Origin of the sequence: Levilactobacillus muriae, assembly GCF_045862015.1 — a bacterium.
GTDB lineage: Bacteria > Bacillota > Bacilli > Lactobacillales > Lactobacillaceae > Levilactobacillus > Levilactobacillus muriae.
In genome coordinates this window covers 110,326-133,631 of the sequence record NZ_BAAFRU010000001.1, presented here as the reverse complement: position 1 = coordinate 133,631, position 23,306 = coordinate 110,326, and the positions used below count along the sequence as shown (strand labels likewise).

Below are 23,306 nucleotides of genomic sequence, written 5' to 3'. Positions count from 1 at the left end.
ATCAAATCTTAGGGAAGCCCCGCTCCATCAGCTGATTTATTCTCGGTCTGCTTACTTGTTGGTACACGGTCCTTGCTAGGCAAGACTTCCTTCAGCATATACTGCCGAATTAGCAAGACGATCTGCTTATTCTGCGGCAAATCCGAGTGCGTCGTGTCATCCCCGGTCACCGTAATTTGCGTATAGTGTGCCACCTGATTCTGGAAGACATACTTCCCCTGATTGACACTATTGGCAGGAACCGTGCCATCACTGGAATAGTTTTCGGTTCCGGCAACGGAATACACGGTCAGCTTCTTGGGCAACTTAGACCGGCCTTTGATCAGCTCACGCAAGATTGCCGTTTGTTTGGTCGTACTGTTGGACTCCATGTTGTACGGCGTGGCAATCGTCATCAAGCGGTCCGGCTTGACGTGCTTGGTCTGTGCCAAGTACTTCTCCGTAAAGAGACTCAGAATCAATCCCCCATTCGAATGACCCAGCATAGAAAAATGATTAAAATGATACGTCTTGACCAAATCCTTAAATGCTAAGTTTAACCATTTTGCCTGCTTGTTAATATTGCCATAACCATCGCGATTATTTTCAAAGGCAATCACAATAAAGGGATGATTATCACCCTGACGAATGTTGCCTGTGTAGCTGATTGTGCCATCCTCAGCAACCTTGACCTTCAGCACACTATGGTTTTTCTTAGTTTCCTTGCGCAACTGCGTAATCAATGCGTCGAACCGATTCTGACTGGCGCTGGACCCCGGCACCATAATCGTGGGGGCCAACGGCGTTTTGTAGCTTGACTTATATTTAGTAACGCGCTGCTTCAACCACATCTGACTAGGTAAGAAAATAGCCAGAATAACCACGATAAGTAGTGCCCCCCGCCACCAATTATGCCGCATGGTCCGCACCTCCTTCTGTATTGAGCAACCGAACGAACGGTAAATAGATTAGGACGGAAACCGTGAGACACAACACACTCAATAACAGGGCACGCCAGTCACCACCTGTTCCTAGATAGGCCACGAGTGGTCCCGGCGTGGTTCGCGGTACTGGATACACGATTGGCGGGACTAATTTCAAAGTAATCGCCGTCCACGCCAGCACCATGTTCACAGCCGGTGCCAGGATGAACGGGAAGAGTAAGATAGGATTGAATAACACGGGTAACCCTAGTAACGTGGATTCATTCAAATTCACAAGATTGGGTAAGATTGTTTGCGTGGCAACGCGTCGGTAGCTCGCCTGCCGAGAACCAAGCCAAATTGCAATCAAGAGTGCTAGCGTCATCCCCGCACCCCCAAAGTTGGCATAGGCATCCCCCAACGTATGTAGCGTAATCGGATGGGGGGCACCCCATCCTGAACCATGTTGGACTGCGTAGGCCAGGTTCTGCAGGGACGTGACGGAGCTATTACCTGCCACGTCAATGGGGCCAATCAATCCCAGCCACCACAGACCATTGCTGATTGCCGTGACTGTCAGAATCCGCACACTATTATGTCCAAGGTTCGTATTTAATGACTGCAACGCATAGTATACGAGATCATTGATACCACCATCGGTTAACCAGCTTAAGCCATAGCCAATCCCAGCCGTCACGCCTAAAACAACAACGAGTGACCATGCCACCCGTCCCGTCCAGGACAACGATGTGTGCCGATGATGCCGCCACCACGTTGCCAGTCCACGCATCAGATGACTGGCCAGCCAACCAACACCTAACCCCACGAGGATTGCTAGAAAGATGCCTTGTGGTCCCAAGTTGGGCATCCAAAATTGTGCGAGCTCATCACCATGACTGGTCTGCCCGAAGGCATCATAGTTCACATTCAGCGTTAGAAAAGCCAGTGCGCTCATAAGCCCGACGACCAACGCATCCGCGTGATAAGTCCGCGCCATGTAATGACCTGTGGTAAAGGCAATCATGACCGCTACTAAGCCATTGACCACCACGCTGACCCCCTGTAAGATTTCCCGCCAGAATTCCAGCCCAGGCAGCCAAGTTCCAATATGATAAATCTGAAAAAAGAAACCGCTCTTGGACAAGCATCCTTGCCCAACAACATCTACCAATGCCATCACTAAAATAAAGGGATAGGCAACTCGTAATGCCTCATGAACCGCTCGCATCGCCCGCCATTGATCAACGCGTTGATTGACGCGCCACAGTCCCCGAAATAATCTAACCATCCTAACTCCCCCTACTTGTGACTTCATGACTTTCATTATACGGATTTTACTTGGAAGCGGCCAACTAACGCCTTACAAATTTACTAATACTTCATAAATATGTTTATTTTCAGAAAGTAATCAGATTTAGAATGATTCTTATCCCACCATTGTATCAGGTTTCATAGTGTGCCATGATAGCTATGTAATGGTTTACATCATTTTCATTGTGCTAATGGAGCCGCTTTATCCGCGTCATTTTCGCCAAAATTCCGAGCAAAAATAAATTTATTCTTGTATGCGTTTTCAAAAGGTGTTAGTATGTTGTGGTAAACAACCAACCAACTTAGCTTGATTGGCAAACTATCATATGAGGTGAGAGAAATGGATTCTGCATCTAAAGCGTTGGAACAAACCGACGTCAAGCTTCCATGGCGTGAGAAATTCGGTTGGGCAACCGGGGATTTCGCGCAAAACTTGATTTATACCACTATTTCTACGTATTTGCTATTTTTCTATACAAACGTTTACGGTCTGCCCGCTGCTGACGCCGCAACCATGTTCCTGGTTGTTCGGCTGATTGATGCCATCAACGACCCGATCGTTGGGACGATTGTTGACAAACACACCTCCCGTTGGGGGAAGTACCGTGGCTGGTTGCTCTACATGTCAGTACCATTAGCCGTACTCGCCATGCTCTGTTTCCATGTGCCAAACGTTGGCGCCATGGGCAAGTTAGTCTACGCTTACGTCACTTACGTTGGCCTGTCCGTTATCTACACGACCGTCAACATTCCTTATGGTTCCTTAAACGCCGCTATGACGCGGAACAACAAGGAATTGGTTTCTATGAGTTCCGTACGGATGCTCCTAGCTAACTTAGGGTCTTTGGCCGTTAGTTTTGGTGTTCCTATCTTCGTTAAGATGATTTCTGGTGGTCACTATTCTGGTGTTCAATCCCAAAATGGTTGGTTCTGGACGATGGTGATCTATGGGATCGCTGGTGCCGCAATCTTAATCTTCTGTTTCAGCCAATCCGTTGAACGAATTAAGATGGCGCCAGAACAAGAATCAAGCGTTAAGGTTTCTGACCTATATCACCAACTGGTTATCAACGGGCCACTCCGGACGTTGGCTATCTTCTTCATTATCACCTTTGGTTTAATGTCCGTGGTGAACTCCGTGGGTGCTTACTACATGACTTACAACGCCGGTAACGCTGGCATGATGCAATGGTACAACTTACTGGGAACCTTACCAGCCTTCATCGTTGTCCCAATTACACCCTGGTTGAACCGAAAGATCGGGACCCAGTGGTTAATGCAAGGTAGTCTTGGTTTAGCCGTTATTGGGTTCTTGATCATGTATGCGGTTCCAGCTACCAACTTGACTTGGACCTTCATTGGCCGGACGATTGAAGCCGCTGGTATTATCCTCTCCACTGGATTCCAGTGGGCACTGGTTCCACAAGCCATCACTTATGGGGAATGGAAATCAGGTAAGCGTGAAAACGGGATTATCAACGCCGTTATCGGCTTCTTCTTCAAGTTTGGGATGGCCCTTGGTGGGGTTGTGCCTGGTTACGTCTTAGCCGCTTATGGTTTCGTAGCTAATCACCAGCAAACCGCACGGAGTTTAGCCGGCATTCGAATGACTACGACAATTATTCCTATTATCGTGACCATCTTGGCCATGGTTGTCTTCGCCTTCTACCACTTGACCGATGAAAAGGTTGAAAAGATGAACGAAGAAATCGCTGCTCGTCACGCTGCTGAAAAGACTGTCGAAGACTAAAACTTAGACTTTAAAATTGGTATCCGGCTTGTTGGGCCTGGTGCCAATTTTGAAAATAGATTACTAAAATTATGAATAGGAAGTGGCTACTTTGAAGTTTACTAATGGTTATTGGTTAACTCGTAAAGAATACGACGTTAACTCACCGGCTGAAGCATTCGAAGCCGAAAAGGATGGCAAGACCTTAAACGTCTTCGCCCCTTACAAGCGAATCAACACACGGGGAGACGAATTGAACCTCGGGATGAGCACAATCAAGCTCACCTCCCCGGTCGAAAATGTGATCGGTGTGAAGCTAACGCATTTTGATCAAGATACCCAAGGCCCTTCATATGAACTCAACAACTTAGACCCTGACGTCAACATCGACGTTACGGATAAGAAAGCCTCATTGACCAGTGGCGACCTAACCGTTTCGCTCCCACTCCGTCAACAATTTGATATGGAATTCACTGCTAATGGCAAAGTCATTACGGCATCCCGCAACAAAGCCCAGGGTGAAATCTTGAACCATGACACCAACGTTCACTACATGCGTGAACAATTATCCGTTGGTGTTGAAGACAAGGTCTACGGTTTAGGCGAACGCTTCGGGAACTTCATTAAGAACGGTCAAGAAGTTAAGATCACCAACCAAGATGGCGGGACGGCTTCCGAACAATCCTACAAGAACATTCCCTTCTACCTGACGGATGCAGGCTACGGTGTCTTCGTTGACCAACCACAAACGGTTGATTTCGAAGTAACATCTGAAAATGTTGACCGCGTGCAATTCAGTACTGAAGGCGAATCCTTACAGTACTACGTGATCTACGGCCCAACGCCACAGGAAATTTTGCACCGCTACACCGAATTAACCGGCAGCATGCAATTACCACCTGCATGGTCATTCGGTCTCTGGCTGACGACCTCCTTCACGACTGACTATAGTGAAGAAACCGTTCTGAAGTTCATCGATGGCATGAAGGACCACAACATCCCCTTGGATGTCTTCCACTTTGACTGCTTCTGGCAAAAGGGCTTCGAATGGTCCAACATGGAATGGGACCACGACGAATTCCCTGACCCAGAAGGCCTGATCAAGAAGATTCATGACCGGGGCATCAAGGTCTGCGTCTGGATCAACCCCTACATCGCCCAAAAAGGGAAGATGTTTGAGGAAGGCAAGAAGAACGGTTACTTCATCAAGCGTGAAAATGGTAACCTCTGGCAATGGGATCTTTGGCAAGCTGGTAACGCCTTCGTCGACTTTACCAACCCCGATGCCGTTGCGTGGTACAAGAGCAAGTTAAAGGCCCTACTCGACATGGGTGTTGACTGCTTCAAGACCGACTTTGGTGAACGGATTCCCGTTGAAGATGCTGTCTTCTTTGACGGTTCAGATCCTAAGCGTGAACATAACTACTACACGTTGCAATACAACAAGGCCGTCTTCGACACGATTGAAGAAAACAAGGGTAAGGGCGAGGCTGTCGTCTTTGCGCGTTCCGCTACCGTTGGGTCTCAAAAGTACCCCTTACATTGGGGTGGTGACGCCTTATCTAACTTCAAGAACATGGCCGATACCTTACATGGTGGGCTGTCCTTCTTGAGTTCCGGATTTGCTTTCTGGAGCCACGATATTGGTGGCTTCGAAGATGGTCCCGACACGCCGACGCCAGACCTGTACAAACGTTGGACACAATTCGGCTTGCTATCCTCTCACAGCCGCTATCATGGTAGCAATGTCTACCGGGTACCCTGGAACTTCGATGATGAAGCCGTGGACAACACACGGAAATTTGTTAACTTAAAGCTTTCCCTGATGCCATATCTGTACACCCAAGCCGCTCATGACACGGCTTACGGTAACCCCCTGATGCGGCCAATGTGGTTCAACTTCACGGAAGATCGGACGGCTCACACGTTGGACAACCAATACATGTTTGGAACCCAACTCTTAGTCGCCCCCGTCTTCAATCCCGAAGGCCACGTAAACTTCTACCTGCCAGCCGGCAAGTGGACTAGCATCATCAATGATGACGAAACTTACGACGTCACCGATGGTAAGTGGATCAGTAAGGATTACGGTGAATTGGACCTGCCTGTACTGGCTCGTGACAACACGATCCTCTTACGGAATCCAAAAGCTGTTCACGCCGACTACGATTTCACTAAAGACCTGGACATCAACTTGTACGACATGCATGAAGGAACGACATCCGTTGCCGTCGTTGACCAAAAGGGACAGGATGCTGGTAAGGTCACGGTTGACCGCAGTGGTAACCAATTAAAGGTTACGACTTTTGATCTGACTGGCTCGGCCACCATCTACGTCCACGAAAACGGGAAAGTTACCAAGGTTGCCTTAACCGGTACCGAAGCAACAATTACCCTATAATCCTCGACTGTAATCTTGAAAATCAAAGCGTCATTGCCAATTCAATTGGTGATGGCGCTTTTTGTATGCTGTTTTACGGCTCGCCAGACGGTGCTAGTACTGATGCCAAACAGCTTGGCAATCTCCCGGTAGGTCTTTCCATTTGTTCGTAATTGGCAAAATACTGCGGGGGTGGGCACTAACACCTGTGGTTGTGCTGACACGTGCTGCTGGATTTTCTGCTGAGATAATCCCCCTGTCGATTCAATTACCGGCTCTAACCGGACGCCTGCCTGTGGTCGCGTCAAAACCATGGGTTCCGTCTGCTGAATCTTAGCTAACGCGTTGACGACAGCGTGTGTCGTCTGCGCGTCCCATAAGGCATTGTGTTGATGCGGGTTGAAGATATTTAAGAGTCCTGCCACGCCGTTCAATGGCAAATAATGATGCGTATCCTTCTTCCGATGATTACTGCGATTAATGACCTGATTCGTGTAAATACTCCCGTCAAACACCGCCAATTTCGTTCCTAAAAGCGCTTGTTCCGCCGCAGAAAATGCGTCGAAGTTAACGGCCAACGTGTGCCGAAGCAATCGTAGGTCATTGCTCTTGTCCCAAAAGACTAGCGGTAGCCGCCGTGCCAAAACTTCGTGGACAAAGGCTTTCAACACGGTCACTGGATCGGTCTGCTTATCATACTCAGCCAAAGTCAGCTTAGTTTCCTTGAGACCGCGTAGCTTAACTTCCGCCGAAAAGTTGGGATTATCCAAGTAATGATTAAAGAACAAATCTAGTGCTCGATTACCTGTATATCCCAGCACCGCCAGCTGAAAGATCCCCGCCTTTTCCCCGTACACCGTAGCTCGGCGCTGCACGATGCTGTCGCCCTGGTGTTGTGTCCCAAACAGAACGCCAAATTCGCAGTCGATCACCGCGTACTTCTCTGGAATCTCCGTCAACGCTTCAACCGTCGGAAAGACTGCTGCCAGTTTCACTTTAAATTCATCGGTTATCGGTTGGGCAGCCGTCACAGGCAAGCTGTACCCATTCGTTTTTAACAACGCCGCCACACTCATAGCCTCTGCATCAGTATCGTAATTGACAATTTTCTTGGCACCCAGCGTGAGGGAATGTCCCGAAGTTGATTTAATGACAAACCGCTGGTGAGCATCGATCGTAATCTGCTTAATCTCACCCCAACTCGTGTAGTTCTTCGCCACCAGCAACTGGCCCGCTCGATCGACCTGGCAAATGGGATAATCGACAATATACACAAAGTGGTTCTCCTGCGGAAGCCTATCCAGCGCTCGCCGTTCTGCGAAAACAATCCTAGCCGTCGCCACCATCTCCCATGTCAGAATTTTGATTATCCCCAGCTTACCGGATTGACCTCGCAAAAGCTACTGATGTGTTTTATAAAATTAATTATTAAAGCCGTTACATAAATTATGCGCAGCATTAAGTCAAAAGAGGTATTGTTCATAAGTCATTAACTGGCACGCTACTCTGTACTAAAAAGGCTGCAGTATCTACCACAGCCCACTTACAATCTTTTGAACTAATGACTATCTAAAGGTTAAAAGTTCCAAAGCGCTCATTATGGCTGTTGTCACAACGATACGCAACCTAAAATTAGGCAATATCGTCTAGTCATCGCCTTGCCGACCGGCAGATATGAGCTGGATCGGTGCGAACACAACTTGAAGCCTCGAGAGGACCGAGTCTACAAGCTTGGTTTTCTACTAAGCCAGTGGGGAAATCACCCCCTGACTAAGTAGAACGACGCGCCTAAGCCCATATCTGCCCACCTCTCGGCTACCGTAGTTGGTTTGAGGCAACGTGGATTATGCCTATAGAAATGTTATTGTTTTATGCTTGAATTTTAGGAACCATTTGGAATTCAGTGATTGAAATTGACGTGCACAATCAGAGCCGGAAGCCCGTCCTTTGGCTGGAGGCGTTCCCCACAGCAAGCGGAATCCCTGGCAGCCGGAGTGCAGCTGTTTTCACTAATTTAGCCGTGCTAATTCCTAGTAACGCAAACAATTTAACTTTCAACTCTTAATGACTATCCAGATACTTCACGGTATCGCGACCTAGTCGATTCATTGCACGATACTGTTGCGCCTGCTTCCCTTGCTGTGCCATGACGACAACCGTATAGGTGCCATGCTTGGTCCCAAAGAGACTGGCATCGTTCTGAACACCCTTTGCCGGAAATTCACCCGTTTTATTGTATACCGCTGCATGCTTGACGAGTTTCGGTAATTTTGAATGGTTCTTGCAGTGGTGAAGTAACGCCATCATCTTACCGTCATAAACTTTTCCCAATAATTTATGCTGGCTGACTAACGTTAAGAATCGGGTGAGATCATTGACCGACGTATAATTATCGTGACCCTGCCGCAACGCCCGTGTGTCCATCATGTAACGACGCAGATGGGAATGATTAAAGCCATAGCTCTTCATTGTCTGATTGACGCGCTTAAAGCCTCCTAGCCGATGAATCAGCCGATTGGTCGCAGCATTGTCCGAATTATGAATCATCCGGCCTAGTTCGGACTTGACCGCCTTCGTCAACTTTAGATGATGCGTCCGAACCCGCTGAAAGATTGTCAGCATGACGTAGACCTTGATGGTGCTTGCCGACCGTTGCCCTTGAACCTTTTTATTTCCCGCGGTTATCGCCAGTGGCTGCTGACCAAGTCGCGTTACCTTGACGGACCAACGACCATGAACGGGTCCCATGTCGCGCTTAATTACTTTTCTAATCGCTATCTGTTCGTGATTGACCGTCGTCGCTTGTGCAGTCGTCGTAGCACTAAATACGCCCCAACCAATCACTACCGCCAATATCATTTTCCAACACCGCATACGTACCACCTCATTAACTATTTATTAATTTATATTCTACGCCTAACCGGTTGAAAGCCATACCCTAAAAAATCGTCACACGTGAGTCCAAGCGACTGGACTCACGTGTGACGATTCTGACGTTTGCTTATTTGATTTGACGAGATTTACCAGTCCAATACATTTCCGGCCAAAACCTCTGGCTGGTGATTACTCAGCAAGTAAGCTTGTCCATTCCCGCCAAAGCTCAGGCCTTCAAATTCTCGTTTCGAGGCGAAATGGGTCCACTTCACATCTTGACTGGTCAAGTGGCCGCTTCCCACAAGCTTAGACACCGGCAGACTGGCAATTGACTCATCGGCAACCAGATACAGACGATCATTGTTGGGATTGAACGCCATGCTCTGCACACAAGTTCCGGGCCCGTGCTTCAGAACTTGACTAGTCAGCCGAAAATCAACGTGATGCCGTCCGACTCGGCCCTGGTAAATATAGACATTCGTCGCATTCGGCCGAGTCCAGAAATAAGCACGCCCCTGATGGTCAAACGCTAAGACGTGGCCACCGGGAACCGCAAAGTCTCCCGCGCGTAGCCGAAAACGAATCCGATGGATCGGTGTCAACGTGCTGGCACTCAGCTGCTGAAGGTACCCATACTGGCTAACGGGTACCCGTGGTGCCGATTCACGATCGCACCACATGTAAAGTTGGTGAGTCTTCCAATCGTAAGCTAACGATTGACCGTGACCCGTCACGAAGACTGGCCCAACCTTGATTGCCGTACGAATCTGCTTCTCCTTCGCCGACAGGTTTGCCGCAATCGTGTAGACCCGCTGAATCTGATGGGGTGTTGCCTTTAGACTAGCTAATTTGCTCATATTGAACCGAACGATGCGGCCACGGTTGTGCCAAGCTGTTGGACAGTAGACGACGTAGAGGTAATGCCCAACCACGGCCATACTCTGCGGATCTCCCCAAGCCTCACCCCGATAGCCCGGTGTAGGCAGCAGGTACTTCGTGGTAAAGGTCACCGCGGATCCTTGGTCACTAGCAATCGTATTGGTTCCGTGAAGGTTGGCGGCCTGCGCATAGCTACTGGGTACCGTGACAAAATGAACTTGACTGTCATCGAGTGGCCGTAACTTAGCCGGCGTCACTAAGGCCGCCGCGTGTTGCCTCACAGTAGTCATGGCATGGGCTGGTACAGTTGCCGTGACGCCCCAGATAAGACTTACGAGTAACGCTCCCCATAAATGAATTTTTCGCATAATTCATTACCCCCCAATCTTTTCAGCCAGTATAAGGCGGCCAGAAAAAGCTGGGGTCTGAAACTATTTTTATTACTCATTCAACTTACTAGCTACCAACTGCGCTGGTTACCAGCTAAAATCTCGGGATTATGATTGCTGAGCAGATAGGCTTGACCATTGTGAGTGAATGCCAGGCCTTCAAACTCTCGCCGCGAGGCAAATTTATTCCAAGTCACATTTCCCTTGGTTAGGTGCCCCTTGCCATTCAATTTTTTCGCCGGCAACTTGGCAATAGAATCATCAGATACCAGATAGAGCTTGCCCGTGCGCGGATTATACCCCATACTTTGAACCCGCGTTCCAGGGCCGTGCTGTAAGACCTGATGGGTCAACCGAAACTTCACGTGACGACTCGAGACCCGGCCCTTATAAATATAGACGTGATGCGTGGTCGGTCGAGTCCAGAAGTAGGCGTTGCCGTACTTGTCAAACGTTAAGACATGGCCGCCTGCAACCGCAAAACGCCCGTGCTTTAACCGAAATCGAACCTGATGGACGGGCTTCAGCTGGCTACCACTGATTTGGCTGATATACCCATATTGACTGGTCGGGACTCGTGGCGCTTTTTCCTTATCGCACCACATATAGAGCTGATGATCATGCCAGTTATACGCCAAAGACTGTCCGTGTCCCGTCACAAATGCGGGGCCAACCTTGATGGCACGTCGAATAGCCTGTGACTGAGCCGTCCCCGTCTGATAGGTTTGCTGTACCTGTTGCGGCGTCACATGCAGCTTCTGTAGGACCGACAAGTCATACCGCACAAGACGGCCACGATTGTGCCAAGCCGTTGGACAGTACACCACGTAAAGATAGCGACCAGTGACTGCGATACTCTGTGGATTACCCCAGGCCTGATGCCGATAACCAGGATACGGCAACAAATAGTTTGTCTTAAAGGCAATGCTGGCTCCCCGCGTTTGCTTGATGACGTTGGCCCGATGAAGATTAGCCGCAGGACGATACTTCTTAGGGACCTGCACGTAATGCACGGCACTATCGTTGATGGTCCGGAGTCGCCCGACACTTAACGCGCTAGACTGCTGATGAACAACGTGATAGGCTAACGCGGGCGTACTCGACAGCAATCCCAACGTCCCCAATAAAAATCCCATGACAAAGAACCATGTGAAACTTTTCCAACTTGACATAAGAATCTCTTTTCCCCAAAGTAAGTATTCGAAAATAATCAACTGTCTTAAGTATAGGGCGTTGTCGCCAAAATTTCAGTATTTTCTCCGAAAAAAAACACGTGCCTTTAAATCAGCACGTGCGTGTTACTTTCTAAATTTAGTCAGCCTAGATAACTTCACGCTTGAATGGGTCCTTAGAAATTCCCTCGTCGAGAATATCCTTGCTCCATTCCTTAGCGGAGAACAAGCTGTGGTCGCGGTAGTTCCCACAACTGTATTTGTCAGTTCCTTGAACATCTTTCCATTCCGTATCAAATGCGATCCGGTGAAGGGCAGCCTTCAAAGCCTTGGCAACTTCTTCGGTGGATTGTTCACCCCAAGTGATCAAGTGGAACCCAGTTCGACAACCAAATGGTGAGCAGTCAATGACGCCATCCATTTCATCACGAAGGTAGCCTGCTAACAAGTGTTCAATCGTATGTAGTCCGGCCGTTGGAATTGCATTGGTGTTGGGTTGAACTAACCGTAAATCAAAATTCGAGATAACGTCACCCTTCGTCCCCGTTTCACGGGTAATTAAACGAACGTAAGGTGCCTTAACAGCGGTGTGATCTAACGTAAAACTTTCAACTTTTGCCATTATTGTGCCAACTCCCTTATTAAAAATATGTGTACTCCCTTACTGTACACCAACCGTCCAGGCAGTTGCTACTAATTTCCTACCCACAATTACTGAGATACGCGTTGCCTACTAATTCCCTTGCAGTTTTCTAAAGTTACCTAAGAAAATGACAAAACTGGGCGTTCCCTCCGCCATCGCCACCAAACCCGGCTATACTGGGTTGCGGATTAAGAGATTCAGGGGAGGAATCATCATGCAAAATACACCTTTACCACCACGTCATCGGACCTTCATGCCTCATCATCACCTACTAAGATGGCTACTTGTCATCTGTAGTCTCCTGGCAATCGGCGGTGGCATCTATGGATGGCGCGCTTGGCACGCGGCTCAAGCCACCTTTTCTCAGACCTATCGTGCCGATGGTCTCAAACCAACGAATACTGCTCTGACCAGCGGCAAACCCTTTGCCATCTTGCTATTAGGTACCGACACCGGGGCTCTGGGCCGTCATGACGTGGGACGAACCGATACCATGATCGTGGCGACCATCAACCCGAAAACGCAGACGGCCAAGCTGACTAGCATCCCCCGCGACACCCTCGTCAACATCTATGGGAGCCAACAGGACGAGGAAAAGATTAACGCCGCTTATCCCCTCTACGGCGCCAAGACGACCATCAAAACCGTGGAACACCTCGTCAACATTCCCATCAACTACTATGTTCTACTGAACATGGGCGGCCTGAAGAAAATGATTAACGCGGTGGGGGGAGTCTCCGTCGATCCCTTACTGACCTTTCACTACGAGCAAGCTAACGTGGTCAAGGGACACAAGATTCATCTGAACGGGGCCAGTGCCCTTGCCTACTCACGAATGCGCGATCAAGATCCGCTCGGTGATTACGGTCGACAGGCACGGCAACGACAGATCATTAAGGCTCTGGTCCTCAAGGAAGCCAGCATCAGCTCGCTGACCCGCTACCAATCCGTCCTAGACTCACTGAGTAGCAACCTCCAGACCAATCTGACCTTCAACGACCTCATGTGGTTGCGGGCCAAAGACGGCCACACCAGCCGCCACATCAAGTCCCAAACGCTCCAAGGTGAGAATGCCACGCTCAATGGTATCGACTACCAGATTGCACCACAGCGTGAAATCACCAAAGTCTCCGCAGGTCTTCGGCAAGCGTTGGGACTACCCACAACCCCTAGCTTTCAAACGGACGCCATCGATCCACTCGGCTTCTAAAAAAATTGGAACGCAGGGTGCTGACTGCCATCAATCACGTTTTGACTAACTAAAATACGCGTCTGAAGGCATTCTCGCAAATGCCTTCAGGCGCGTATTTCTAAAGTTTTATCAACTTGTCTAACAATAGCCAAGCTTAGCCTATGATTCTTCTGTCTTTTGTTGCCGCGCTCGCCAGATTCGCCAACCGATGATCAAGACGCTGACATCTCCCAGTAAGGTTCCTAGACCAATCAGAAAGTTACCGGCGCTCGTGACCATCAGGCCTGATGTCGCCGGTATCCGTGCAAGCAGTGCCAGTAACGTAGTGATCCACAAACTCCCTAACACGGCAGGTAACCACGCATTCGGATGCTGCCGATTCTGCCACCAAGCCAAACCGGTAACGACCACTGCAAAGACCAGCAAGGTAATACTCCCCCCAACCCGTGTCAGATACACGAGGCCGTGTGCCGGAATCGTTCGCGCTGCGATCCCCATCGCGGCCAACAGACCCACGACGATGACCAACCAGCCAATTAACCGGCCGCGTGCCGTAAAACGCTGTGTCAGCCAAAGACCCAATCCCATCGCTAGGAAGAAGAGCCCGTACTGCACGGCCACCAACAACATCTGTAGGGGTACCGCTGGTAAGATGACGACAGGTAGGATGGTGCCCAGCGTGAAGACCAATAGCGGTACCAAGGCGTCCCAAGTTTGCCACCAAGGACGCTGCTTGACCAATTTTCCCATGGCAATGGCCACCGTTGCCGGGCCACCACTCAGATAATCTTTGGCGGATTGACCAGCTTCTTGGGCGGCCAGAATCTCCGTTAAGAGGTCCGCCAAGTCCTGTTGTAATAATGTTTCATCAGCCGCATACTTTGGCTGTTCCCGTAAATGCCTGACCAGTTGACTCCAGTAGGCCTGATTAACCGTATTCAATTGCTCCTGCATCGCGGCATTTCGTTTGATAATCGTTGCAATTCGCGCCACGCTTGCCACTCCCTTCGAAAAAACATTCTGTTTCCATGATAGGGAAGTTTCCGGTAAAACACCACTGATTTCTATTGTTTACCGAAAATGCAGGCCACACCAGAGCCCACTAGCAGCCAGTAACAGCCCGCCACCAACACTCAGGCCTAAATACCCTAGTGCGGCACCAAAACGCCGCTGGTCGGCTAACATGACCAGTTCGTGGCTAAAGGTCGAAAAGGTTGTGAACCCGCCCAAAATACCGGTTCCCAGTAGAACGGCCGCGAGTTGCGTCATTTGCCAGCCTGTGACACCCCCCAACAGGAAACACCCCAGCCAGTTGATGACCAAGGTTGCCACTGGCCAGCGATTGCCGGTCCATCGCTGAATCAGCCGCGTCATGCCATAACGCCCCAGTGCACCAATCGCCGCACCAAGTCCGGCTACCGCAGCCATCATGACGTTTCCTCCACGGGAAAGGCCCACCAACGCCGAGCACTCCAGACGCCGCACCAACTCAACAATAAACCACCAATCAGAGTAATACCCACATAGAGGCTGGCAGTTCCCCAGGACTGTTGTGCCAAGAGGCGCTCCAGGTCCAGACTAAACGTCGAGAAGGTCGTAAACGCCCCAAGACCACCAACACCCACGCCAACAGTCACAGCACTGGGCCACTTGGCCGTCACTGTCTCCGCGTGAGATAACCAGGCTAGCAAGCCACTTCCTAGTAAGTTGACTAGAACCGTCGCCCAGGGAAAGCCAGCCGTGACGGGTAGCAGGGTGCCTAGCAGGTACCGTCCGCTGCCGCCGATGAACGCACACACGACAATTGCAAAAATATTGGCCATAAATTTGGGTCACCTCTCAAATAAGATCTCTCGATTATACCAAAAAAGCCGCCCCATTTGGCGACTTCTAGATCAATGTGTTTTAACGACTAAATCTAAGGCATCTTGTAGCTCGGCTTGCTGATCTTCATCGAGTTGGTTCTCTGTAATGCATTGCTTCACATTCTCGGCGACAACAACCCCCATCATTCGCTCCACACCGGAACGAACGGCAGCCAATTGGGTCAGGATATCCTTGCACTCCCGCCCCTCATCGACCATCTTTAAAATCCCTTGGAGTTGTCCATCAGCGCGCCGCAACCGGTTTTTGAGTTGGTTCGACGTCGTTTGAACCATTAAGCTGTCACCTCAGTAAGCTTTTCATCGATATACTTCTTCAAGGCTGATTTAGGATGGAACCCGACAACCTTTTCCGTCGGCATACCATTCTTAAAAATCACCAGTGAAGGAATACTCATGATGCCCAAAGACTGCGCAAGGTCCTGGTTCTTATCGACATCGAGGGAGGCAAACTTCACTTGATCCCCATAGGCCTTGTCAAGATCTTCTAAGACTGGCGTCTGCATCTTACATGGCCCACACCAATCGGCCCAAAAATCAACGACCGTCACGGCAGTATCGTCACCAATATGCTCAAAATCCTTGCTCGTAATTGCTTGCATGCTTCGCAACTCCTCTTCAAAATGAATTAATGGATTCAGTATACCCCCATAGGTATACTTTGGCTAGTCTTTTGCTTGCTTCCTAAAGAATTGCCAGGCCCACACGACTATCGCAAATCGCAAAAAAAGGCTCGGCGCACTCACGCCAAGCCTCGTTAGAATCGTTTTCTACAGTTAAACGCTTTCTGAATCTTCAGTCATCCCAGCTGTCAGCCGTGGATGGTTGTTACCACGCTTCGTTTCCTTTTCAACCGCCATCTGAGCCACAATGTTCAGATAATTAAATGGCGCATCGAAGTTCGGATTGAACAGCATGTCAATGAAAGCCAAGTCATCAATCGTGTTGCGGTTCTGGATCGCAATTGAAATAGCATTAGCCGACTGCGCAACCTCATGCTTACTCATAAATTGCGCGCCTAAGACCCGCCGATTCTCCCGGTTGTAAACCAGGTTAATGGTCAAATCATCAGTCGATGGCATATAATCCGGCCGCCAAGTTCCTTGGAAGGTCACTTGGTCGGCATCCATTCCAGCCTTCAAGGCGTGGTCAATCGTCAACCCAGTAGAAGCTAAAGTCCGGCCAAAGATCTGCATGGCTGACGTCGCTTGCGTCCCCATGTATTTCTGAATATTACCAAAAACGTTAATTCCGGCCAGCATCCCCTGCCGCACCGCGTTCGTGGCGAGTGGCGTGTAGGCAGGTTTACCCGTTGGATTAAAGTTAACGACACTGGCATCCCCACAGGCAAAAATGTCTGGGTTGGACGTCTGAACGTAATCGTTGATAATGATTGCGCCGTGCCGGTCCATGTCAACTTGGCCCCGCAGCAATTCAGTGTTTGGCACGAATCCGGTGCAGACAACGGCTAAGTCGGCCGTGAAGTCACCATTTGTGGATTCAATGACCAGTTGACCATTCTCATCCCCAGTAAACGAGGTGACCCGGCTGTTCAACATGACCTTAACGCCGTGATCTTTCAAGATACTAACAATATGATTGGAGAATTCTTTGTCAACGTAGTGATTTAAAATAATATCCCGTGACTGGATCAACTGGACATCGTGACCGGTCCGCGCGTAACTTTCAGCAAGTTCCGTTCCAATATAGCCAGCCCCAATAATCGCGATCCGCTTGTTATCTTTGGCTGCCTTATCGATGGCCACAGCTTGGTCATAGTTCTTACACATGAGAACTTTTTCTTCATCGATTCCGAAGATTGGTGGCACCGTCACAGTCGAGCCGGTGGCCATAATTAATTTATCATAAGTATCCGTAGAAACGTCCCCAGTGTCCATATCTACAATCTCAAGTGATTTGGTTTCTGAATCAATCTTAATAACGTTGCGGCGCGTCAAGACCTTTGCGCCGGCTTCAACTAGTGCTTCAGGTGAAGAATAGAACATATCTTCAAGATGCTTAACTTGACCATCGAGGAATAGAGAGATCCCGCAAGACAAGAACGAAACAGTTGTGTGTCGTTCGTAAATAGTCACTTCAGTTTCCGGATGATCCCGTAAAATCTGTAACGCTGCATTTGTACCAGCGTGTGTACTACCAACAATGATGACTTTCATGTTTACCCTCCTACATGAAAAACGATTCTAAAGATAGTCTACTTGAAAGTTAGCGAAAGATAAATGACTTCGTCTCGGGAAACAGGCAATATCAGCTAAAAGTCTCACATTTTAGAGAAAATGGCGGATAAAAGTGCAACTCGCACTCGTTTTATTACCATTTTTCTTATGCAGATATCATAATTTTCTATTTAAGTAAGCGCTGTTTCGCACCGGTATGTAAGTTCATTAGCCGTTCCCCTAATTTTAACGGTTTGTTCGGATTTTCCTTATCATCGATACCATAACTTATATCGCCCCTTTTTAAAATAAGCAAATTAAATCGCTTACCATAGAAATTTTGTCTTGGCCCAATTACCTTATCACCCTATAACTAAGGGACTTGTTGGGATTGACACGACGCCGGATTTCAAACACCCTACTAACGATTTTTGCGTATTTCTAGCCACTTGATTGCAATCGTCACATTTCACTTGCGAACAATCTACGCAGCGATTATGATAATCGTAGTTAGTTCGTGATACGTTCTGACCTTAAGCACTGTGATAGATGATAGGAATCACTGTCTATAGATGCACTCCCCCCAAAACAAGTGATTTATTAACAGATTCCTAAATAGGGTCCCGAGTAATCCGCATGTTACTCAGGACTTTTTCTATACAAAAAACGCGTGAGCCCTTTAGCTCACGCGTTTTGCTTTGACATATTGAAGTGCGCGTTGCCCCAAGAAGGGAATCGCCAGTAAGACAATGAACAACCAGGTGAAGTTGTTTCTAACGAATGGCGTATTACCGAAGAAGTAACCTACCGCACAGCAACTTCCAACCCACAGGAGGCTCCCCATGAGGTTATAGAAGCGAAACTGTCGCCAAGTCATCTCAGCCGTCCCCGCCATGATCGGCACGAACAACCCCACAAACGGGATAAACCGACCGACCAACATGGTCTGATCCTGATTGCGGTTAAAGGCTGCCGTCGCCTCTGCAACTTTCTGGCCAGGCAAGCGTTCGATCAGCTTATCCTGCGTATTGTGCCAACGCAACGTCGTCAGGTACTTAATCGCCGACCCTAGCGTGGCTGCCATAGTAAACATCAGGACGAGTAGCCAAATATTCAGGCGAGAACTCGGATCGGCCGAGATCGACCCCACCATAAACAGGAGCGATTGCCCCGGAATGAAGGAAAAGATCAGCATCCCCGATTCCAAGAAGATTAAGAAAAATAGTACAGGATAGATGCCTGTCCCCAGTTGATTCGTCAAGGGTACCAGCACACTTAATGGATGCCAGATCATATCCCAAATTTCCAATAAAAACGTCATACGGTAGCTCCCTTTGTCTTAACTTAAGTCAGGCCAGTGAGAATCCAAGACCCGCAAATTTTACAAATCATCTATTTTCGATGGGTCATTTATCAGGCGAACAATCGGATTATCGCTGCCTTATGTCACTATGCTTCGTCCAATCATCCGGACATTTAGCAGTCAGATCAGCCCTAAAAGTCATAAAGAGTTAGCACGATTACTATCCAGCCGACTTAATAGCTGTGCCATTCGCAATGGCTAGCGACTTTAATAACTGACTCTAAACAGTGAATGGTTGCCGCCACCATTATGATTGACATATGTGGCGTATAAATAATTAACAGGTGTTCACTCAAGCAATCTGCTGAAAAAATCTTGCCATTCAGAACGACTCGTCCTAACCATCCCACTCACCCGGCAACACGGTCTGCTCAAACCAGTAAGAGTGTCGCCATCCACCGTCGTTACTACTTGCTTCTCTATTATACGGATTATTCGGAGAAAGTCAGGCCTTTTAGCCCAAAATAAAAACGACCCACTCAGTTATCGGGGCCGCAAAACGTTGTCATTACTATCTTTAACGGCATGAAATTATTTTTGTGTGTGATGATTGTTTCAGTTATTTAATTTTTCAGTTGCTGATCAATAAACGGCCGAAAGTGTTGTGTCCCAACGGATAGCCCTATTATTAGTAAATTTATGGAACCAATCAATTGCACCTGAGAGGTCGAGGCGTTACACTACAAGCAAGTTAGTAACTACGGATGTTACTAGCTTGGTTGTACCAAATTCTTATTACTCTTTTTACGAGCAGCAAGTAGCACTCCCCCAAAGTATCTATATTCTGCTCGTATCCCCCCTCAAGCCGCGATAGCCTTAATATCGTGGCTTTTTTTGATCCCCGCTATCCCTAGACTAATCCAGCACCTGCACACCGACACCAATTAAGCCGGGACCCGTATGAACACCTAATGCCGGGGACACGTCGCCAGCATACCACTCCAAAACGTTGGGATGGGCGATCTTCAACTTTTCAAGGACTGTTGCCCGCAGCTCTGGATTCACCCCATCACAGACGGCAACGTTGACTCGCTTGGCATCGCCAATGGCTTCATCGACCAGTGCCAATAGCTTGGTAATCGTCCGTTTTTCACCGCGAACCTTGGCGATCGGATAATAGATACCTTCCGCGTCACAAGAAATAATAGGCTTCACGTTCAATAAAGTTCCAGCCATGCCGGCAACCTTGCCAATTCGACCGCCCGCTTGCAGATACTTTAAAGACGGCACGTAAAAGAAGACCTTGGTCTGGGTTGTCACCCGCTCCACCTCATCGACGATCTCTTGGAACGACTTTCCAGCAGAGCGCAGGGAAGCCGCGTAGATGGCCGCAAAGCCACTGCCGATTCCCACACTCCGGGTATTGACCACGTGAACCATCAAGTCCGTGTCAGCGGCCAACAGTTGCGTTTCCTGATAAGTTCCAGAGAGTCCTGCGGAAATGCAGACGGCGATGACGTGGGTGTAGCCGGACGCCTGAATCCGTTCGAGTGCTTCCATAATGTGTTTCCCAGTAGGACTCGCCGTTGTTGCCTTTTCAGTCTCCTGTCGCCGGTAGAATTCTGCCGGGGTAATCGTCACTCGATCCTCGTAAGCACGATCCCGAAAAATAACGTTCATTGGCATCAGGGCCATGTCTGTCGCTTCCAGAACTGCCGCTGGAACGTCAGAACATGAGTCTACTAAAATTGCAATTTTCTCTTGTGGCATGGGTGTTACCTCGTTTCTCCTAGTATCGTTCTTGGATAATAGTCGTTATTATAACGCAACTATCTAGTTTTGGGAACTAGGTCATCTACCGTTAGTTCCATATTTGCCCTTACTAAGCTGAAAATTTGCTTATGTGGGGCTAGCAGAAAAGTCGATTGGCATGTAACTTGAGTCATAGATGAAAAAATTTTTTTCCTGTTACCATTAAGTCGAAACTAATTCTGCCATTAGACCTATGCACACAACTAATCCTGGTTTCAATGAGTACGACTACTTTGAATAACACTTCACACAGTCAATCACTGCAACCATGAAACCGGCACCATGCCGTTGTGTCTCCTCCAAAGCACACGCTTCAGGGCCATTTTTACCCTGGCAAGAAAAAGGCTTCTACTTATATAAATATTTTTTTGGAGAACCAAAACTTTACCCCGGCAAGGTTGACATTGCGGCCAGATAGCCTATACTTACGTTTGGAAATGAAGTGAGTGATCGACATCAGTTTTCCGATTTTGCTCTTATTTGCACCATCTATTACTGGTTCCGACCACGTACTTACCAGGAAAGACAGAAGTCACTTGACTACCTGAATTTCTAAGCCAATAGAAAAGAGGGATTTTATGAAAAATCATGAAACCAACCCAAAGTCTAAGCACCATATGATTGGATCCACTGGCACAGACCAGAAGAGTCTTGACGAAGTCAATGGGACCGTTGAAGTACCGCAAAACGCGGGCTTCTGGAGAACCCTAATGGCCTATACAGGTCCCGGCGCCTTGATTGCCGTGGGCTATATGGACCCTGGGAACTGGATCACGTCAATCGCCGGTGGGGCACAATACAAATACGCCCTACTGACCGTTGTTCTATTATCCAGTCTGGTTGCCATGCTGTTGCAAGCCATGTCGGCACGGTTGGGGATTGTTACGGGTAAGGATCTCGCACAACTCACGCGAGAACGTACCGGTAAGAAGACCGGACTGTTCCTCTGGATTATCACTGAATTAGCTATTATGGCCACGGATGTCGCTGAAATTATCGGGTCCGCGATTGCCTTAAAATTATTATTCGGTTTCCCCTTAATTGTGGGTTTGATTATCACCGCAGCCGATGTTTTAATTCTGTTAGTCTTGATGAAGTTGGGCTTCCGTAAGATTGAGGCCATTGTGGCCACACTGGTTGCCGTTATCCTCTTCGTCTTCTTATACGAAGTCGTGCTCGCCAAGCCAGAAGTCACCCAGATGTTAGAAGGTTATATTCCTTCCAGCGCCATCGTAACCAACCATGGGATGCTCTACTTGACCTTAGGGATCGTTGGTGCGACGGTTATGCCCCATGATCTGTACCTGGGGTCATCAATCTCACAAACGCGAAACTTCGACCGCAACGACCGTAAGAGCGTGGCTAAGGCCATCAAGTTCACCACGATTGACTCCAACATTCAATTAACGATTGCATTTGTTGTCAACAGTCTTTTACTGATTCTGGGAGCTGCTCTGTTCTTCGGCAGCAACAGTAACTTGGGACACTTCGTCGACCTATTCAACGCCTTAAGCGACAATCAAGTCGTCGGCGCCATTGCCAGTCCAATTCTCAGTATGCTCTTTGCCTTAGCCCTGTTGGCTTCCGGGCAAAGTTCAACCATTACTGGGACACTGGCTGGACAGATCATCATGGAAGGATTCATCAACCTGAAGATGCCACTCTGGGCGCAGCGGTTGCTGACCCGGTTGCTCTCCGTGACGCCAGTTATCATCTTCGCCATCATCTACCATGGTAATGAAGCGAAGATTGAAGGATTGCTGACTTCCTCGCAGGTCTTCCTGAGTATTGCGTTACCATTTGCCATGATTCCACTGGTACTGTTCACCAGCAATAAGGACTTGATGGGCGAATTCGCCAACAGAACCTGGTCCAAGGTTTTGGGGTGGATCATTGCCGTCATCCTCATCATTCTAAACATTTACTTGATTCTAAACACTCTCGGCATTACTGCCTAGAACTGACACTCGACTTGCAAAGGTCGAGTGTTTTTTTGACTTCCTTTCCACCACCAGGTATAACTAGACTTATATCTCGGCGGGTGGACGATCCCCCCCGCTTCCTGCCACTACAGAATCGAGGCCTTCCGATGAAATCACACTTTCTAACCACCCTAACGACTCATTTGATGACGCCCGTCGTCGCTGACGCACCCGCTCTATTTGCGTTAATCGATCAAGACCGCGCCGAACTTTCGCGCTGGATGCCCCGTACTGCAAGCATTCAGTCCATTGCAGACGAGGCCGCCTTTCTGCTGAAATCACAAGAACGGATCGCTGCAAATCAATTCTGGTTGGCCGTCATCTGGGTTGGCTCACAACCTGCGGGGACCATCGACCTACACACCTTCAAGGACCGTCACGCTGAAATCGGCTACTGGCTCGGTCGTAACTTTCGCGGCAAGGGCATCATGACCCACGTCTTGGGCATCGTTGAAGATGTCGCATTCCGGCAGCTCGATCTCAATAAACTCGAACTCCTGATTGCAACGTCCAATACCGCCAGCCAGGCTGTAGCACATCGCCGTAATTTTCATCAAGATGGGATTCTGCGTGAACATCTCCTCACCGCAACGGGAGACTACAATGATGCTGTCATCTACTCTAAGTTAAGCCATGATGCCCACTGATGCTTGCAACTTTTTCGAGTTGACTTTCCCC

20 protein-coding genes are annotated in these 23,306 nt (G+C 48.7%); 5 read left to right on the top strand and 15 right to left on the bottom strand.

What is annotated here, in order from left to right:
• Window positions 1-8: 8 nt before the first annotated feature.
• Window positions 9-899 (bottom strand): alpha/beta hydrolase, encoded by an 891-nt coding sequence (locus tag ACKTSF_RS00610; protein WP_407885638.1) that lies wholly within the window; start codon window positions 897-899, stop codon window positions 9-11.
• The gene (locus ACKTSF_RS00605; RefSeq protein ID WP_407885636.1) at window positions 889-2,190 is read right to left on the bottom strand and encodes a PTS transporter subunit EIIC; all 1,302 of its coding nucleotides are present in this window, start codon (window positions 2,188-2,190) and stop codon (window positions 889-891) included. Before ACKTSF_RS00605 ends, ACKTSF_RS00610 begins: the two co-directional genes overlap by 11 nt.
• Window positions 2,191-2,553: 363 nt before the next feature.
• Here ACKTSF_RS00605 and ACKTSF_RS00600 point away from each other — a divergent pair, with 363 nt between their 5' ends.
• Both ACKTSF_RS00600 and yicI read left to right on the top strand, forming a co-directional pair.
• Entirely contained in the window at window positions 2,554-3,963 is a 1,410-nt protein-coding gene (locus ACKTSF_RS00600) for a glycoside-pentoside-hexuronide (GPH):cation symporter (RefSeq protein WP_407885634.1), read from the top strand.
• 91 nt (window positions 3,964-4,054) lie between these two features.
• A complete protein-coding gene (gene yicI, locus ACKTSF_RS00595; RefSeq protein ID WP_407885632.1) occupies window positions 4,055-6,343 on the top strand; it encodes an alpha-xylosidase in 2,289 nt (762 codons plus the stop codon).
• A gap of 41 nt (window positions 6,344-6,384) precedes the next feature.
• Here yicI and ACKTSF_RS00590 read toward each other — a convergent pair whose 3' ends face one another.
• The 5 genes from ACKTSF_RS00590 to ACKTSF_RS00570 form a co-directional block, all read right to left on the bottom strand.
• Entirely contained in the window at window positions 6,385-7,596 is a 1,212-nt protein-coding gene (locus tag ACKTSF_RS00590; RefSeq protein ID WP_407885630.1) for a helix-turn-helix domain-containing protein, read from the bottom strand.
• Window positions 7,597-8,383: 787 nt separating this feature from the next.
• Complete coding sequence (locus ACKTSF_RS00585) at window positions 8,384-9,196, bottom strand: serine hydrolase (protein WP_407885629.1); 813 nt, start codon at window positions 9,194-9,196, stop codon at window positions 8,384-8,386.
• A 146-nt stretch (window positions 9,197-9,342) separates the two neighbouring features.
• Window positions 9,343-10,443 carry a hypothetical protein gene (locus tag ACKTSF_RS00580; RefSeq protein WP_407885627.1) on the bottom strand — a complete coding sequence of 367 codons (1,101 nt, stop codon included), beginning with the start codon at window positions 10,441-10,443 and terminating at the stop codon, window positions 9,343-9,345.
• 92 nt (window positions 10,444-10,535) lie between these two features.
• Entirely contained in the window at window positions 10,536-11,600 is a 1,065-nt protein-coding gene (locus ACKTSF_RS00575) for a hypothetical protein (RefSeq protein ID WP_407885625.1), read from the bottom strand.
• Between the two features lie 184 nt (window positions 11,601-11,784).
• A complete protein-coding gene (locus tag ACKTSF_RS00570; RefSeq protein ID WP_407885623.1) occupies window positions 11,785-12,258 on the bottom strand; it encodes an S-ribosylhomocysteine lyase in 474 nt (157 codons plus the stop codon).
• A 235-nt stretch (window positions 12,259-12,493) separates the two neighbouring features.
• On the opposite strand from ACKTSF_RS00570, the gene ACKTSF_RS00565 reads away from it, so the two are divergent.
• Complete coding sequence (locus ACKTSF_RS00565; protein WP_407885621.1) at window positions 12,494-13,489, top strand: LCP family glycopolymer transferase; 996 nt, start codon at window positions 12,494-12,496, stop codon at window positions 13,487-13,489.
• Between the two features lie 141 nt (window positions 13,490-13,630).
• On the opposite strand, the gene ACKTSF_RS00560 is transcribed toward ACKTSF_RS00565, so the two are convergent.
• The 8 genes from ACKTSF_RS00560 to ACKTSF_RS00525 all read right to left on the bottom strand — a co-directional run bounded on the left by ACKTSF_RS00560 (window position 13,631) and on the right by ACKTSF_RS00525 (window position 20,604).
• Window positions 13,631-14,464 (bottom strand): DUF1129 domain-containing protein, encoded by an 834-nt coding sequence (locus ACKTSF_RS00560; protein ID WP_407885619.1) that lies wholly within the window; start codon window positions 14,462-14,464, stop codon window positions 13,631-13,633.
• A gap of 78 nt (window positions 14,465-14,542) precedes the next feature.
• The gene (locus ACKTSF_RS00555; protein WP_407885618.1) at window positions 14,543-14,902 is read right to left on the bottom strand and encodes a fluoride efflux transporter FluC; all 360 of its coding nucleotides are present in this window, start codon (window positions 14,900-14,902) and stop codon (window positions 14,543-14,545) included.
• The gene (locus tag ACKTSF_RS00550) at window positions 14,899-15,294 is read right to left on the bottom strand and encodes a fluoride efflux transporter FluC (RefSeq protein WP_407885616.1); all 396 of its coding nucleotides are present in this window, start codon (window positions 15,292-15,294) and stop codon (window positions 14,899-14,901) included. The genes ACKTSF_RS00555 and ACKTSF_RS00550 overlap by 4 nt, the downstream gene beginning before the upstream one ends.
• A gap of 72 nt (window positions 15,295-15,366) precedes the next feature.
• Window positions 15,367-15,630 (bottom strand): metal-sensitive transcriptional regulator, encoded by a 264-nt coding sequence (locus tag ACKTSF_RS00545; RefSeq protein WP_407885614.1) that lies wholly within the window; start codon window positions 15,628-15,630, stop codon window positions 15,367-15,369.
• Window positions 15,630-15,956 (bottom strand): thioredoxin, encoded by a 327-nt coding sequence (trxA, locus tag ACKTSF_RS00540; RefSeq protein ID WP_407885612.1) that lies wholly within the window; start codon window positions 15,954-15,956, stop codon window positions 15,630-15,632. Before trxA ends, ACKTSF_RS00545 begins: the two co-directional genes overlap by 1 nt.
• A 174-nt stretch (window positions 15,957-16,130) precedes the next feature.
• Window positions 16,131-17,531: an FAD-dependent oxidoreductase gene (locus ACKTSF_RS00535; protein WP_407885610.1), complete on the bottom strand. Its 1,401-nt coding sequence runs from the start codon at window positions 17,529-17,531 to the stop codon at window positions 16,131-16,133.
• A gap of 679 nt (window positions 17,532-18,210) precedes the next feature.
• Entirely contained in the window at window positions 18,211-18,852 is a 642-nt protein-coding gene (locus ACKTSF_RS00530) for a VTT domain-containing protein (RefSeq protein ID WP_407885608.1), read from the bottom strand.
• An 897-nt stretch (window positions 18,853-19,749) separates the two neighbouring features.
• Complete coding sequence (locus ACKTSF_RS00525) at window positions 19,750-20,604, bottom strand: DegV family protein (RefSeq protein WP_407885606.1); 855 nt, start codon at window positions 20,602-20,604, stop codon at window positions 19,750-19,752.
• A gap of 620 nt (window positions 20,605-21,224) precedes the next feature.
• On the opposite strand from ACKTSF_RS00525, the gene ACKTSF_RS00520 reads away from it, so the two are divergent.
• Window positions 21,225-22,604: an Nramp family divalent metal transporter gene (locus ACKTSF_RS00520; RefSeq protein WP_407885604.1), complete on the top strand. Its 1,380-nt coding sequence runs from the start codon at window positions 21,225-21,227 to the stop codon at window positions 22,602-22,604.
• A gap of 131 nt (window positions 22,605-22,735) precedes the next feature.
• Entirely contained in the window at window positions 22,736-23,275 is a 540-nt protein-coding gene (locus ACKTSF_RS00515; protein ID WP_407885602.1) for a GNAT family N-acetyltransferase, read from the top strand.
• Window positions 23,276-23,306 lie beyond the last annotated feature (31 nt).